Consider the following 16,159-nt stretch of genomic DNA (forward strand, 5'->3'; position numbering starts at 1 on the left):
AACAAGGGGACGGTTTCAGTGTTTCCCTAAATATACCCACATTTACTACTTATTGGGTCAACAGATAAATATAAAGCTGTTTCGCTCAAAATGGGTTCAGTGAAAATGGAACCAGACCACTACTGCTTACATGCTTTAACACTGCGGGGGACTGCACTCTCCATTCTAAAGCGCCTTACGCAATAATAGGTATGCCGGACCATAAGTAGGGATGAAATTCTCATCAACATCACAGGGGTTTTCTGTTACTGTTTTGATTGTTTCTGTAAATCCCATTCTCTTATATAGGCGAATATTTTCCTCATGTTCGAGTTCCACCCCAACCGTTACATATTTGAAATTCAACGCCTTTAATCTGTGCAAAACACGGTCCATCAGCATGGTGCCCAAGCCTTTGCCGCGCATGAGTTCTTCAATACGGAACCCATAAAGATAGGCAGTTGTGGCCCCATCAGCGAAATCTCTATCATGGAGTTCTTTGAAAATGTATAATTCACCAATCAATCGGGCATGATATTCCATCGCCCAAAATTCTGCATTCCCTCTTTGTATATTATCCGCAAAAAAATCAGAGGTATAAAATTTATACCAAAGTGCGAACATCTCATCAATGGTTGCTTGTCTTATAATCATATCATTCTCCTTAAATCGGTTCTTTATATAGTATAATCGACAACCGCCACCACTTGTCGATTATTTTATTATAAAAAAAGGAGACCCAAGACTTCAATGCGTTAACGTTGCGGTAATCTGACCCCATCATTTTTTTTGACCCTGAGCACGACTCCCTACCGTTAGGAATTAAGAACCGCTTTGGTATTTCCCTGTTTACGGACACTCTAAAACCGTTCTATCTGGAACATCTATAATTTCCAAAAAATAGACTCTATCTAGTTTTCGTAATATATGATATCTTATGTGTAAGCGATTTCATACTATAAATAACATGGAAATGGGTGATTTATAATGTCAGTAAAAGGCTTAATGTATGAATTTGTAATGATTAAAAAACAAAATACATTGAATCTTAATGAACAACTAGATTTCGCTCAGAAATGTTATCTAACAGGGGAAATTAATATTGTTGAGTATAAAAGACTTTTTTGCAAATTGAACAATCAAGGTGCAGTGAAACCTGATGATTTTATATTTAATAACAGGGAGTTAATAACAGACGTATGTTAATTTGGGTGATAAGGGATACCCATTTTTTAAAACCATAGAAAAGGCAAGATTAAGGTGTCAGAACACCTCGTTTGATAAATCTGCTCTTTCAAGCCATAAAAATTACAAAAAAGCCGGGGAAAACGAGTCCCTGGCTTTTTACCAATCATTTGATTCGAATAATTAACTTAGATCATTAATGCTGTAAATGAGTAGATTCAGATATTTGACTTAAAGCATTTGTAAGGGTCCATATTTTCTTAAATTCCTTCACAACGTCCATTGCAGCGATCATTACAATATCTCAATAAACCTGCCCCATTCACATCCACCCCCAGTCCTTTCGATTAATACCGGCCTTCAACTGTCAGGTTTCTGATGTCTTTTTAGCATTTGTTGAAGGAATTCTTCCGATTTCCCTTTTGGAATACTAAGACTTTTCCACTTCTCTCCTTTAAGCTGCTTACCAATATATACGATTTGTCCAATATGATAAGAGTAGTGAGACATTTGCCTTTCAATCGCTTCAATCACCGTATGTCTTTCACCACGGATATAGATATTCTTTAATAAATCCTCTTCTTTTAATTCATTCAGTGACACAAAAAGGGCGTTCCACCCCTTTTCCCAAGCTGCGATTAATTCTTGTTGTGATGATAGTATATCTATAAATTCTTGTTCACGGTTTCTGTAGGGCTTTTCTCCATCCGATATCAAAAAATCAGTCCATCTGGAAACCATATTTCCACTTAAATGATTGACGATAACGGCAATGCTATTGGATGTTTCATTTAATGCCCATTGAAAATCTTCTTCTGACAATTGCATGATTGTTTTATCTCCAAGACTTTTAACACTTTGAAATCTTTCCTGCACCACTTTTAAATATTCAATTCCAAGATTCATCCATGTCCCACCTCAATCGTTTATTAAAAAAGGGCATTTTATTATATTGGACTTTCCCTAATAAATTCCTTTTTCTTTCACAACATGAAACAAGGGGACGGTCCCCGCGTTTCTTATAGCTTCAGCGCCCCCAACACGATCAGGCATTGCAAGGCGACATAGATTTCATTTCGGTTATATCCTTTGCCCATATCCACTTTTAGCAGTTCATTGATTTTCCCAAGCCGATAACGGAGACCATTGACGGAGAAATTCATGGCACGGGCTGTTTGATGAACATTGGATCCATTTTCTAAGTAGTGGTAAAGAGTATTGGTTAATTCCATATTTTTATCTTCTTCTATTAATTTGCCCAAAATTTTATGGGCATATCTTTCGATTGTCTCCAGGTTTCTCGTTTGCAGGAGCATTCCTACCACACCCAACGAGTCAAAATAGACTAAATTTTGTTGGGTGTTGGCTAATTTAAGCGCTGCGGTACTTTCAACATATAATTGCGGGGCCTCTTCAAGAGAGGCGTAACTGGAGCTAACCCCCATTTCAAATGCATGCTGCGGATACTTGCCCGAACAATAATCAAACAGCTGTTTACTAAAAGTCTCCTTATCCAAATGACGGTTTAATAAGGCGGATTCCGAAAATAGAATGATGAATGCCCCTGATTTCTTTCCTATCAACCCCTTCACATAAACGGATTGAAGGTATTTGTTCAAGTCATTCATAAATTGGTCATTAAACTCTATTTCCTCCTCCGCGGAAGTTTCCACTAAAGAACGGTGGATCGCCACCATAAAATAGGGATCTTTCAATTCAAAATCATTATTGTGGGCAAAATTGAGCATTTCCGACATCGTGATCCGTTTATTTAACAGATCTTCCAGTAAACTGCCTCTAATCCGCTGCTCGGTGATAAACCGAGTTCTTTCATTTAATAAGTGAAGAGAACAGGCGAGTGCGGCCTGGCCTAAAACCATCTTATCCACTTCACTCACCGTATCTTTGTCCGTAAACAAAGAACAATAACCATAGATTTTCTGGCGAAAATAGATCGGGGTGATAATGCGGCGATGTCCAGGGGCAATGTCAACCAACTGTGTTTGACAAATCTCCTGCTTTTCCTGACCCGTCTTCTGATCTTGAACAGCAAACCATTCTCTCAATTCATTGGCAACTCTCTGAGCATCCGGCATCTTCAGTCCTCCGACAGCCCGAATTTCACAGTTCAGGGTTTCAATCAGGACCGGAGTTTTCGTCGTATTGTATAAGATTTCTACAATCGGCTGCAGTCCTGTTTCAAAAATAACCTCCTGAAATAATTGCATGTGAACATCATAGGTTTTGCTGAGACTATCTCTTTCGACTCGCAGTTTTTCATAGGTTTCTTCCAACTCATCGTTAATGCGGTCGGTCTCATATAAATAACTCTCTTGCTCGATCTCGGGATCTCCGCTCCATTCCCCCACCGTTTTAGCAATCCAATGACAGTGTTCATCCCCCATGGCCATACAGCGAACCTCTTTGACAATCACCTTTTTTCCAATTACCGTCGATAAATAACCGCTCGCGTATCCGGCTAATGAATGACAGACAGGCTCCTCACTTTTTCCAAAAAGTTTAAGATGCTCCTTGGCTTCATTGGAATTCTTCCAATCCCCTTCAAAATGAAGAATCCCCTTATCGAAATCAACTTCACAAATTGTATGCTCTACTTGGGCATGACCATTCGTCGTATGCATCGTTGGTCCGGCCAACAACAACTCTTTTCGATCGTCCCATTCTAATTCCATCATTCGTAACGCATCTGTTTCCCCGCAATCCCAGCCATAACGGAGAAGAAAACCTTTTGAACGCTCAATTCCAATGGTATCAATGAGTTCCCTTCTCAGAGCCCCAAAGGCAGAACTTGGGATCGTGATCATCGGCTGCTGCTCTTTTTGGTTTAGTTGTGCTGCTATCATACTGTAATTCAAAGTCTTCACCGCCCAAAGGATGTATTTAACCTTTCTTCATTTTATCAAAATATTTAAAAAATAACGAATAAATCCCTTTTTTAAAAAAAGAGATTTATTCGTTATCTTAAAATGATTTAGTTGTTGCTATCTGATTTTATTTTTCAATTTTCTCCAAACCAGATTCATTCTGTTGTAGTTTCTCATAATCTTCTACCGTAATGATCTCAATATCGCTTTTCGCCGTCATACAGCAAGCCAAAGCAAAACCGTTTGCTAAGTCCTCATCCGATAGAGCATCATGTGAACGAATCATTTCTTGCTCATATTCGCCGCTCACTACCTTTACCTTGCACATCCCGCAGCCGCCGCGGATACAGCCGGTTGGAATGGGAATAAACTGGTCACGGGCTGCTCTTAATGGAGTGACATTAGGAGCACATTGATATTCAAACTGCTGGCCTCTTGCTTTCAAAGTGACTTTATTCATTTTGCTTTCCCCCTAACTTTTCATTATTCCTTCTCAAGACAGTATTTTTACCGCCAAATTAAGTTAAAGCCTTCATGAAGGATTCGGATAGTTCTCTGCGATGGTAGAAAATACCTTGTCCGATTTTGTCTTCTGTCCAAGTGACGGTTGGCATATCTGGGAATGCATAATAGCCGCCTGCAAATGCTTCGTTACGGTTACCAGATGGGTCAAAGAAATAAATCGTTTTTCCTCTTGTCAGCCCATGACGTGTTGGCGTAATATCGAACGGCACTTCATACATGGAAAGGATGTCTGCCGCTCTGAATACATCGTGTAGTTCTTCGACATGGAATCCGGCATGGTGAAGTTTTGCGTCCGGACCTTTCACGAAAGCTATATCATGGGCTTTATTGGAAGTAAATAAGAAAGTACCCAGCATTTCTTCTCCATCTACTGTTGTAATCTTTTCACTTTGTCTAAAGTTAAGCGCTTCAATAAAGAATCTTGTCACTGTTTTTAAGTCATCACCTGTTAATAAAATATGGTCAAGGCTATGCGGCGCAATTCCTTTTGATTCTAATGACCATGGGTGTGGATTGACATGCCCTACTTTTTTTCCAATAAAATCAATCTCATGATAAAGTTCACATTGATGACCCGTTGGTAAAATAAAACGAACGGCTTCACCCTCACCTAATCTCGTGTTGTTGCTCACCCTTGTTGTCGTACAGCCAAATTCTTCTACTTTTCTTTCAAAATAAGCCAAATCATCTTCCGTCTCTACTTTAAAGCCAAAATGAGCAAGTCCGGCAGATTTAGACTTCGTTAAAATAATGCTATGATGATCATATTCATCCCATGCTTTCAAATAAACGCTGTCACCCATACGGCCTGTTTCTTCTAAACCGATGACATTTGTATAGTAATCTACTGCTTTTTCCAAGTCCAAAACTTTTAATTCTGCTCTACCCATACGCATAACTTTAGCCATTATTTTTCCTCCTGTTCACTATTCATATATTTTTTAATTCACTAATAGTGTAATTTATTTAAATTTGAAAGGCTTTCGCTACCACAAAATCTTGCCGAAGCGTCAGCCTATTTTAAAAACTTCTTCATTAAAACTCGTCATAAGCGATATCAGAACCCCTGACTCCGCCTTTGCTGAGAGCATCACAAGCTGTTTCAATCATGATCGGCGGTCCGCAAAGATAAGCGTCCATACCGCTCATATTTTCCAGTGTGCGAGATATTACATCGGCAATAAAGCCAGTTTCTCCGTCCCACTCATCGCCTTCATCCGGCTGTGACAGGGCAGGAACGAAATGGAAGTTTGGATATTTCTCTTCTAATTCCTGCCATTCCTCTGTTAAATACAAGTCCTTTTTCGCACGAGCTCCATAGAAGAACCATGCTTCTTTTTCAAATGTATCGGAAAATACTTCTTCGATTAAGGATTTAATTGGCGCCATACCAGAACCGCCGGCTACAAATACTAAACCTTTATTGCGGTCACGAAGCTGCATGCTGCCGTATGGGCCTGATCCGGTTAGGGCTTCTCCAACCTGAAGGTCACACATATAATTGGATCCTTTTCCTTCAGGAACACGCTTAATATGGAACTCAACGATACGGCCTTCTTGATATTTATTTGCTACCGAATAGGCACGAGTTTCCTCTAATTCAGGTATATCAAACTCGAAAAATTGGCCGGAACCATATGGAATATTCGTTGGATCCTGTAATTTCAGCTTGATTGCATGAATGTCATGCGTATATTGTTTATTTTCAACCACTTCGGCCTCAAAGTCGTGCACGGCAAAGAATGGAAGTTCGGACTCTTCTTCTTCAATTTCAATCACAAGATCACTTTCTGCCAGCGTGCTGCACATTAAGGTAAATCCTTCTTCCCTCTCGAAGCTCATCAAAGAATATTCGGATACGCGGTCCATGATTTCAAAATCCCCTTCAAGAACTTGGCATTTACACGCCGAACAGCTTCCATGCCGGCATCCGTATGCGACTTGTACTCCGTTGCGGATTGCTGCATCCAGCAGAGTTTGACCTTCTTTTACTGTAATCACTTTCCCACTTGGCTCTAATGTGATTTCAAACGTTTCTGTTGCTGTTGTTGAATTGCTCATGTACCGTTCTCCTCTCCATTTTGTTATCGAATAACCTTTTCTCCTCCATGCTGTTTCCATGAAGGAGAAAAAGCCCTATTTAGACAGCTGCGATTTCAATATAATCGCCGTTTCGTATTCCCGCATCTTTTAACGTGACTCCTAAAGGAATATCTATATCACCTGTTCCACGTTTTAAGATGAAACGATAGTTCTTTTCTTTATCAGCCTGATACGTATCTAAACAGGTTTCTAGTAATTGGTCTGTTGTTACATCTAATCGTGTTGGCAAACCAATATTACTTGGATTCATTTCATTTTCTCTTCGAAGTACATGCCAGACAATCAATTGATTATCGACTTTTAAATAGTTTGGCATCTTCCTACCTCCCGTCCACTATTAGAAAAATTTCTTATCTAGTCCCAAATGTCTGCGGTGCTCCAGCCAGTGTGCATGTTCTCTGGATGAATAATGTTCGCCAGTCTCTTCTGGAGAAAGGCCCGTATATTTAAACATTCCGGCAATTGGATCCTCACCGAATTCACCGCTTAAATAAGCTTCTGCCGGCCACCAAATTTGCGTATATTTATCCGGTTCATGATCAAACACATGTTTACATCCCGGTGAGCATGTCATATACGTTTTACCGTTATGTTCACTGTACTGTGTCCAAAGCTCCAAAGGACTATCCGGATTAGGGAATTCTGCTGGAAGCTGACATACCGAACATACAGCCGGCATTCCAGGACTTGAATTAGCAAAAACATTCTCTTCATTTCTGCGAATGAATGGTTCAAAATGGCTAAACTTAGAATATTCGTTATTCAGCCACTCATAGTCATCCTCCTGAAGCTTAAAGCTTCTATACGGATTGGCCATTTTGTATTGGTCCAAAATACGGAAAACTGTGTGAGAATAATATTCTTTTTCTTTGATGCTGTCCCCGGCAAATTTCGGCAGGGTAATGCCATACTTTCTAAGGTCTTTGAACAAGCCGTTAAATACTTGTTCCTCTACATAGGTTTCAAATGCTTTTTTCCAAGAAATTGGACGAATACGAGGATAATAGTCTACCAGCATGGCAATAACCGAAAACAGACGATAGCCTCTCCAATACCATTTATCCAACCAGCCTTGGATGATCGGAACATTACGTTCATCTTCTTCTAACAGCATTTTCAGGGCTGACATTCCTAATGCCATGTGGCGTGATTCGTCCGATTGTACCGTTTTTCCAACCGCGGCAAAGTTATCGTCACCCACTGCACCGGCGGATGAAGCAAACGGTAAGAATAGAATATTGGTAAACACATACTCGAATGCGAATGAAATCGCCATAAGTGCTTCAAACGGACCAGCGCTCAACGCATCATCAAAGAATGATTTAACCACGGTATTGAGCCATAGGTTTTGTGATGTAGCCGGAATATTATGAAGCCCGTCAATTTGTTTACTCATATGTGCATAATGTTTCAATTCAATTTGCGCATGGCGCAATTCATCGATCGCCTGATTAAAAGTAGCAAAACGAATCGCTTCAATTGGAATATTACGACCAATATAGGCCATTAATCTGTGTGCTTGATATTCGCCGGGCTGAACGTTTACGGCAAATATTTTTACTCCTTCATACCAGCGGGAATCAATCACTTTGGCATGTCCGTCGTTTGCCTCAAATGCGTTTCGTACGGCATGGTAAATGCCATCTTTTTCAGATTGAATTTTTACATACTGGTTATAAGCCATGCGGAAGGGATCTTCCCATCGACTTGGGTCTTTTAAAATAATTCCTTCTTTTTCAATTAAGGGATAGACCTTTTCCATATCAAAATGCTTTGGTTCCCACATTAAATCCCTTGTCATTGCATGGTATTTTTCCTTTGTTCCTAATTTTGCCATGTGTCGTCCCCTCCTTATTCTTCCTCATCCCATTGGATGATTAGCTGTTCTTCGTCCCAATCCTTGATAAATCCGAAACAGGAAGACATGGCCATATGTACTCGATCCATATCAAAATCGGCGCCAAGGTGTTCTTCAACCGTCTCTCTATTCACAACCATTTTCCCAGGTGCTTTTACCTTTTTATAAACAGCGAAGTCCTCAACAATAACTCCCTCGTTATCTTCTTCAATTGCTGCAATGAGAGCATCTGTGATATTCCCCATACTTGTATCTAAATCCATTCCGACATATGCTTGTTTTTCACTCATTCTGATCGTTCCTTTCTCTTAGCTAAGAGCTAGTTCGTATTGTTTAAATGGAAGTTTGTATTTTTTATAGATCGGGATAATTGCTTCTTCTTCTATTTTTTTCAATGTTGCCGGAAGGTCTATTTCAATTCCATGTTTCTCAAATAATGGGGCTAAAGCGAGTACAGCTTCAAACGCCTTTGGATACCATTTTTCTACCCATTCCTGGATGATTTCTGGATTCGACATTGTTTCTTCCGGAGTCTCCCTTGGGTCGCTTAAAGTTCGACCCCAGCGATAATCGCCTTCCCATTCTTCATAGCCCATTGCTTTTAAATAATCCCAGCGGCTTTCGGCTTTATCTTCAGCTAATAACTTGAATAGTGAAAATGCCCAGTCGCGGTGCCAGTCTAACTGTTTAGCGATAACAAGATTCATAACGGATAAATGTGAATCTCCTTGTTTAACTGCTTCTTTATTAAATTCGCGGTACATAAGGTTTCCCAGTAAAAGATCTAAAGTTAAATTTTCAGCTACAAGGACTTCCGCCCAGTCATCCGTTACAAGAACTTCTTCCACATATTTGAGCAATGGCTCAAATGCCGGGTCATTTAGCAGCATTTCTTTCCCGTGTTTGAGAAAATCGCCGTGGTGTTCTTCCATATTGATGGCCCACTGCGTGATCCATTGTGCTCGTCCTGTTTTATCGTACGCTTGATACGTTGCACACTGCTCGATGGCTGAACCTAATGCATAGCGGATGACATGTTGCATTTGCACATTTTCCCCATATTCAAGGTGGCGAAGCGGTGTAAAAAGATTCCTTAACGCTTCTACCCATTGTGGTGAGAGATTTTCAATGACGCCAAGCTCTTGTGCTTGACTGAACCCGTTTTCAACTTCTTCAGCCATCTTCTTTCTATTATTTACGTACGTTGTGTACCAGTATTTCTTTGGATCACGGAAAGCTTCCCAATCAGAAGATTTTAAACGGGTATAGCGTGGATCATAGAGATCATAATCACGTTCATCAAAAATATTGCGGTAGTGCATATGAACATATGTCTGTTGCCTTAGGGTCAGTTCTTCATACTCATTTTTTGTTTTATAGTCCCACGGCTGATCGCGGAGTGTTTTTTTGAAAACAGGTTTTTCGGACATCCTTTTTCCTCCTTTATAAATACGGAAAATTCCGCCAATTTCTTTTACCTTCCATTTTAAAGTGCTGGAAATGAATAAACATTGATTTTCAAACGTCTTATCATGGATAAACTCTAATTAATGGATTTGCTTAACCTTGAATTTGTTTATCTATCATGTAAGCGTATCCTAAGTTTAGAATAGTCTGAATAATTAGTATACGGATGATCCCACCAAACTTTTTCATCATTTTGGTACGAATCATACCAATTTCTAATATTTCCACTGTTGAAACAGAAATTATTTGGATGATTCGACAAAAAGAAGCAAACTTCTGGGGTTTTTTGAGTTTTTTGTCGAGAAAATAGCAGGGGGGGAATTCTTATACTTTTAAAAGCAAGGGGAAAATTTAGAAGGAAAAGCACAAAAAAACAATTCCTGGGTCATTATAATGGCAGTATAATATTTCCCAACGGCTAGGTTTGGTCCGGAACAAGGATACGCAGACTTATTTATATCTACCCCATTAACATTGATAGGAACACTCAGAGTATAAGCAGCTATAGGTTTAGACTGTTGTTTATACTGTTGCATGTACCAATAATAGTAAGGTTAATAATTTGCTTTATTAATAAAACTAAACATAAGATGGGATTTCTCCATTATTAATTGTCTACGAGTACAGCGATGTAATTATATCTCTTATTCCTCAAAAGGGCCTTAAAATACAAAACGAGCGCCAATCCTTTATCTTCGGATATGGCGCCCTTCTGTTTAATAAAGTGGCATCAGTCATTGTTGGTATTTGCACTGTCATGACTTTTAACGCCTTTACTTTTATATGGTTTAGCACTTTTTGCTTTGTTTGCACTTGTTTGCCAGCGGTTCCAACCTTTCTTACCTGTTCCTCTTCCCGTTCCTCCCTTGCCTTTCGCTTTACTCATAGAATCAACTCCATTATCATTATCCTAGTATGTTTAAGTATTTGCCATTTATTCATTTTACTCTTATTTCCTTATCATTACTTGCTTTTATTGAATGTTTTTCTTCTTTACAAAAAACTAACCTCCTGAATTTTAGGAATCAGAAGGTTAAATTTGTAATACTCTGCTCAATTTCGTCATTTTATTATCTCTAAAAAAGGATATTACTTCAATTAATAAAAATGTTTATGCTTGGTTAAATTAGAAAGATCAATGGTTGTTACCTTTCAAAATATAATTAAGAGAGTATTAATTTTAAAGTAAGCCTCTTCGTTTAAATAGCCTTTTTCCTAAATTTTGTGACATTAGATTTATTAACAGGCCCGCTGGGAATTGTAACGACTACAGCCATTAAGGCTAGTGCAGCAAAAATAATATTTGTTACCAGCCCTGCACTTGCAGCTATTTCCAAGCTTCCAATACCATCAACTACACTATAAACAGCAACAGATATAGCAAAGCCGAATGAGCCGCCAAGTGTACTGGACATTTTATAAATACCTGCTGCCTCTCCGGCCTTCTCTGCCGGAACATTATCAATTGCTGTATCGGTAGATGGTGTGGCATAAAGTCCAAGCCCAATGCCGAATAATGTAAATCCAATCACAACAAGGATGGTATACAATGTATTTGGCAAGAATGTTAAAGTCATGAGCATGATTCCAGACATTACTAAAATACAAGCTATGATAATCGGTTTTCTTGGACCGTGTTTTTGTAATAATTTTTCACCAACACGAATCATGGCTAATGTAAAAATTAAATTACCAAGAGATAATAACCCGGATTGGAAAGAAGTGTAGCCTCTTGCTACTTGGACATACGTATTTGCCACAATAAGGGCACCAGCTACAGCATTTAGTAAAAAGTTTGATACAGTCGCTCCGGTAAAATAATTATTTTTAAATAAAGAAATATCGATAAATCCGTTTGCTTTCCCTTTTACAATCTTTAGAAATAGTCCACCGCCAACGACAGTAAAGGCCATTAGCGCTAACGAAGTAGGACTTTTCCAACCGAAGTCCCCGCCGCGTGTAATGACAATATTTAAAGCAACCATCACGAGGATAAAGACAACAAATCCGGCATAATCAAATTTTGATGAACCATTTTGTTCTCCTTTATTCTCCGGTACATCTTTAATTAAAAACATAGACATTAAACTGAAAGCGATTGAAAAAACAAAGATATAACGCCATCCCAAATATGTAGCAATTGCCCCTCCGGCAAACGAACAAATACCGGCGCCGCCCCAAGAACCAAAAGACCAGTAACTTAACGCTCTTTGCCTGTCAGCAGCTTCATAATAAGCTTTCACCAAAGCAAGCGTCGCAGGCATGATACAAGCTGCTGAAAAACCTTGAATGACACGTCCAATAATGAGGAGAACTGTCCCTTGTGCAAGGATAAGACAAAGTGAACCAATAATATTTAATACTAAGCCAGCAGTTGCAATTTTCTTTCGCCCAATTCGGTCAGAAATTCCCCCTGCTGCCACAATAAATAAGCCTGAAAATAATCCGGTTAAACTAATGGCTGTATTCAAGAGTCCTAATGAAATTCCCATATCCTTTTGAACTTCAGGTACAACATTAATGAGTGCTTGTGAGAAGAGCCAATAAGTAAGAACTCCAAATACAATCCCTGTTAACATTTTGTTATTGCCTTTATAGTTTGTTTCCATGGTATACCTCCCATTTTTGGTAAACTATCCATTGAATTAACTATTTCAAATGAAATACGGGCACGACAAATATGGCAGAGAATTTGTCATAAACGATCAAATAGATAACGAGAGTTAAAGTAAGGAATCAGTGGGGGATGAAGAAACCCCCACTGCTGGAAACTTCACTTTATTGTTGCGAAAGTTGAGTAATGAATTAATTTTTTGAATAGATTAATGGTGGTTCTGTCACTTCTTTTGCTAAAATATCTAATGCATGTTTAACTAATGTATGACGCAATTCATTTTCTTTTTCTTCTTCTAATGCTGGGTTCCCCACAGGGTAAGGAATAGCAACAGTTGGAACAATACGGTTTGCACCAACAGATTGTGAGATGGTAGTGATAGTAGCCATATGGACAATAGGAATACCATAACGTTCAATTTCTTTTACTAACGTTGCACCGCAACGAGTACAAGTACCTCAGGTGGAAGTTAGGATAACGGCGTCCACACCAGCAGCTTTCAATTCTTTTCCAATTTCACGACCGAATTTTTCTGAATTTCCTACAGCAGTACCTGTACCCGTTGTAGAATAGAAGAATTCATGAACTTTGCCAATATAGCCGGTTTTTTCGAATTGACGAAGTTGATCCAGCGGAGCTACACGGTCAGGGAATTCATTTGCGTAAACTGGGTCATACCCACCGTGGACAGTGTAATAATCTTCACCTAATCTATCAAGTTTAGAAACATCGTATTTAACCCATTTTTGCGCAGATGCTGATTGCAAGTGATCAGGGTTTCCTTTCGGAACAATTCCGCCAGTAGTCACTAAAGCGATCGTTGCTTTCGACAAATTTGCAATTGCCGGAGCAGGGTCAACTTTATCGAATTCAGGCATTGGTAATTCAGTTTCAAATTCTTCATTTTTAAGGCGTTTCAATAGCATATCTACAGCACGTTTTGCACCGATATCTTCAGTCATTTCTGTCAGACGTTTACCTTGTGTGAAATAGCCGTCTTCATTAGGATCGACTTTTTGCTCAGTCAAAACTTTTTTTGCCAGTCCGATCATGGCAGGAAGAGCTTTACGCATTCCGGCTGCAGAGTCAGAAGTTGGAAAAACATATGCGTTTCGGCGAGTTGTTTCAAGTCCTGGATTTTCTTCATACATTCCTGAAATAACTGGAACACCTTTTTTATTGAAAAATTCTGCAACACCCGCACAAGCCATTCCGTAACGTCCGGCATTGAAGGCAGGTCCTGCGATTACTAAATCAGGGTGAAGATCATGATACATCATTTCTAAAAACTGAAGAGCTTCCTCATTGTGTTCATTGAAGAAGTTATCCCCGCAGATCATGGTCCCAGCATATTTTCCATGTTCTTTGATACCCGCAGCAAAAACAGTTGCCGGGCCAACAGGTTCTTCTTTAAATTGAGGAGCTATTCCCGCTTGGTCTTCACCGCCGATTTGGCTGAAAAATTGGTTTAAGTAGTATAATACTTTTTTACTCATTTCTTTCAACCTCCTAGTATAGTTTTACTGTAGCGTTGTGTGTTCCAATTTCAGAAGTTGCACCAATGATTGCGTTTAATTCGCATTTCATCGTGCCTGTTGCTTCATCATAAGCACCATCCCAGCCGCCGGCAATATTAGCAATAGCATGCGGGGTTCCTAAAATCACATCGGCTTTTTCAAGTTCAACAACGTGGCTGACGTTTCCTGCAGACACAACTGCAACAGCTTCTGGTTTTGCATCTGTAAGCGGTTGGCTTGTACCGTCCCAGCCTGAACATTCATCTGTAATCAGAACTGTTTTTACACCGGCTTTTTCAAGTCTTTCACAAATCATGACCAGGTCAGAGTCAGGATTTCCGTATCCTTCTTCAGAAATAATAACCCCATCAGCTCCAAGTTGTTTACAAAGTTTAGCTGTATAATCGGTAGCGATTAATTTACCATCCATTGTTGTTAACTCCGGCTGCAATACAATACCGATAAAGTTAATTTCTTTTCCATGAAGTTTATATAATTCCTTAATAACTGCATTATTTTGATGCTGGTAAGTGGTAATTTTATCGCATGCAGCAACACAGTTACCGGAGATAACAGCATGATCTAACTCTTCATTTGGATGTAAGTATGTTGGCAGGATTTGTCCGGAATTGACACCATAAATATATCCATCATGCAGTAATCCCTGAGAAATTAACATTTCAACATAAGCCACTTTAGGTAAATCAGGGTATTTTTTTGTTTCTTCTGAAATGGTTCCCAGTTCAAATACTTCTGATTCGGAACTTACTGCATCTCTGGCAGCTTCTCCAATCATTTCTGCTGCAGTTAGTCCTGCAATACGAACTGTTTCTTCATGTTCATGCGGGTGTAAACCAGTAACTGGGGTAATGTCGACAACGATATTTTTGGTCTTTGAGAAAGGAGTCCACTTAGCGCCTTCTCCCCACATATCGATGATTCCTTCTTGGAAACCAACAATATCTCCAATTGTCACGAGAGCAACCCCATCTAAAGCTTTCACTACACCGTCGCCCATTTGAGCGATGCCGCTGGTAACACCAGGGAAGCCCTTTCCAGCACCTTCGACTTTAACGCGGGGTTGGATGACATCTTTTACTGGAATAATACGTTTTTTCTCACCAGGCATCGCCAGATCGATTTTGATGTCTTTGATGTTTGGTAATTGTTTTAATTTTTCAATAAGGGCAGCTTTATTAATTGTTAGCTGTGAACCGCTTACATTTGTTTCATTGCCAAATTCGATAGTATCAATTTTAACTTTTTGGATTTCGAGTCTCAATATACTCACCCCTTCTAAATTTCTTTAATTCTTCTAATGCTGTATTCGTTAATTCAAGGTCTAGAAATTCATAGTCAGATTGACAGGCAATAATCGGCTGCCTTTTTCCAATCAGTACATTGTATTTTTGAATACTTTCGCTGATGATCTTCATTGAGTTCTGGTCAAAATGTTTTTCGTCTGAAAGAATAACCGTTTTAACCGGTGAATGAAGCATTCCAATACTTGCGGAAAGGGGGTGAGTATGTAATTTATGGCCGAGATATACAAAATCACGTACTTTTTTGTACAATTCATTCATATCTCCGTTTATATAGATAGCCCCTTCGTAATTTTCAGCAACTTGTTGATTATTTGTTACAATCATCCTTACTCACATCCCTTTTGTACTTTCAAAACAGCGTTATGCTCAATATCTCACATAAAAACACATAGTTAATTGAAATGCAGGGAGATAAAGCTCTGATTAATTAAAACAAAATGAATTAGTTTTTTTACTAAACTGTTCACCTCCATTTTTCGTTGATTTTTTCACAAACAAATGAAAAATTTCGTAACAGAATAAATATAAAAACTAAATCTGTCAGTGTCGCGCCATTGTTGTACAACAGAAGAGTAACATGACGCCTTTTATATTACAATATTATTAATATTATTTTCACAAAATTTTCATTAACAAAATAGAGCAATAACTAATAAGACCGATAATATTTTAAAAATAAATATCAATAGAACCTCCAATTG

16 protein-coding genes are annotated in these 16,159 nt (G+C 38.9%); 1 reads left to right on the top strand and 15 read right to left on the bottom strand.

Going from position 1 to position 16,159, the window contains the following annotated elements; all coding sequences use genetic code 11:
• Window positions 1-165 precede the first annotated feature (165 nt).
• Window positions 166-633, bottom strand: coding sequence for a GNAT family N-acetyltransferase (locus HNR53_RS03570; protein ID WP_184522898.1), 468 nt, complete (start codon window positions 631-633; stop codon window positions 166-168).
• Window positions 634-966: 333 nt separating this feature from the next.
• Between HNR53_RS03570 and yppF the strand changes: the two genes are divergently transcribed.
• Window positions 967-1,185, top strand: coding sequence for a YppF family protein (gene yppF, locus HNR53_RS03575; RefSeq protein ID WP_184522900.1), 219 nt, complete (start codon window positions 967-969; stop codon window positions 1,183-1,185).
• Between the two features lie 339 nt (window positions 1,186-1,524).
• Here the strand turns inward: yppF and HNR53_RS03580 are convergent, their stop codons facing one another.
• The 14 genes from HNR53_RS03580 to HNR53_RS03645 form a co-directional block, all read right to left on the bottom strand.
• Window positions 1,525-2,070: a DUF1572 domain-containing protein gene (locus tag HNR53_RS03580; protein ID WP_184522902.1), complete on the bottom strand. Its 546-nt coding sequence runs from the start codon at window positions 2,068-2,070 to the stop codon at window positions 1,525-1,527.
• 113 nt (window positions 2,071-2,183) lie between these two features.
• On the bottom strand, window positions 2,184-4,040 hold the full coding sequence (locus tag HNR53_RS03585) for a XylR N-terminal domain-containing protein (protein WP_184522904.1): 1,857 nt from the start codon (window positions 4,038-4,040) through the stop codon (window positions 2,184-2,186).
• 136 nt (window positions 4,041-4,176) lie between these two features.
• Window positions 4,177-4,509 carry a 2Fe-2S iron-sulfur cluster-binding protein gene (locus HNR53_RS03590; protein ID WP_184522906.1) on the bottom strand — a complete coding sequence of 111 codons (333 nt, stop codon included), beginning with the start codon at window positions 4,507-4,509 and terminating at the stop codon, window positions 4,177-4,179.
• A 58-nt stretch (window positions 4,510-4,567) separates the two neighbouring features.
• Entirely contained in the window at window positions 4,568-5,482 is a 915-nt protein-coding gene (locus HNR53_RS03595) for a catechol 2,3-dioxygenase (protein WP_184522908.1), read from the bottom strand.
• A 127-nt stretch (window positions 5,483-5,609) separates the two neighbouring features.
• The gene (locus tag HNR53_RS03600; protein WP_184522910.1) at window positions 5,610-6,635 is read right to left on the bottom strand and encodes an NADH:ubiquinone reductase (Na(+)-transporting) subunit F; all 1,026 of its coding nucleotides are present in this window, start codon (window positions 6,633-6,635) and stop codon (window positions 5,610-5,612) included.
• Window positions 6,636-6,714: 79 nt separating this feature from the next.
• The gene (locus HNR53_RS03605) at window positions 6,715-6,993 is read right to left on the bottom strand and encodes a hypothetical protein (RefSeq protein WP_184522912.1); all 279 of its coding nucleotides are present in this window, start codon (window positions 6,991-6,993) and stop codon (window positions 6,715-6,717) included.
• Between the two features lie 21 nt (window positions 6,994-7,014).
• On the bottom strand, window positions 7,015-8,514 hold the full coding sequence (locus HNR53_RS03610; protein WP_184522914.1) for a ferritin family protein: 1,500 nt from the start codon (window positions 8,512-8,514) through the stop codon (window positions 7,015-7,017).
• A 14-nt stretch (window positions 8,515-8,528) separates the two neighbouring features.
• A complete protein-coding gene (locus HNR53_RS03615; protein WP_184522917.1) occupies window positions 8,529-8,825 on the bottom strand; it encodes an MmoB/DmpM family protein in 297 nt (98 codons plus the stop codon).
• Between the two features lie 18 nt (window positions 8,826-8,843).
• A complete protein-coding gene (locus HNR53_RS03620) occupies window positions 8,844-9,965 on the bottom strand; it encodes a ferritin family protein (RefSeq protein WP_184522919.1) in 1,122 nt (373 codons plus the stop codon).
• 767 nt (window positions 9,966-10,732) lie between these two features.
• Window positions 10,733-10,888 (bottom strand): DUF3934 family protein, encoded by a 156-nt coding sequence (locus tag HNR53_RS03625; protein WP_184522921.1) that lies wholly within the window; start codon window positions 10,886-10,888, stop codon window positions 10,733-10,735.
• 313 nt (window positions 10,889-11,201) lie between these two features.
• Window positions 11,202-12,611, bottom strand: a complete 1,410-nt coding sequence (locus tag HNR53_RS03630) for an MFS transporter (protein WP_184522923.1) — start codon at window positions 12,609-12,611, stop codon at window positions 11,202-11,204.
• Between the two features lie 196 nt (window positions 12,612-12,807).
• The gene (locus tag HNR53_RS03635; RefSeq protein ID WP_184522925.1) at window positions 12,808-14,112 is read right to left on the bottom strand and encodes a glycine/betaine/sarcosine/D-proline family reductase selenoprotein B; all 1,305 of its coding nucleotides are present in this window, start codon (window positions 14,110-14,112) and stop codon (window positions 12,808-12,810) included.
• Window positions 14,113-14,125: 13 nt separating this feature from the next.
• A complete protein-coding gene (locus HNR53_RS03640) occupies window positions 14,126-15,415 on the bottom strand; it encodes a glycine/sarcosine/betaine reductase component B subunit (protein ID WP_184522927.1) in 1,290 nt (429 codons plus the stop codon).
• Window positions 15,390-15,782, bottom strand: coding sequence for a GrdX family protein (locus HNR53_RS03645; RefSeq protein WP_184522929.1), 393 nt, complete (start codon window positions 15,780-15,782; stop codon window positions 15,390-15,392). The genes HNR53_RS03640 and HNR53_RS03645 overlap by 26 nt, the downstream gene beginning before the upstream one ends.
• Window positions 15,783-16,159: the final 377 nt, after the last annotated feature.

It is taken from the genome of Bacillus benzoevorans (assembly GCF_014207535.1).
Lineage (GTDB): Bacteria > Bacillota > Bacilli > Bacillales > Cytobacillaceae > Bacillus_BD > Bacillus_BD benzoevorans.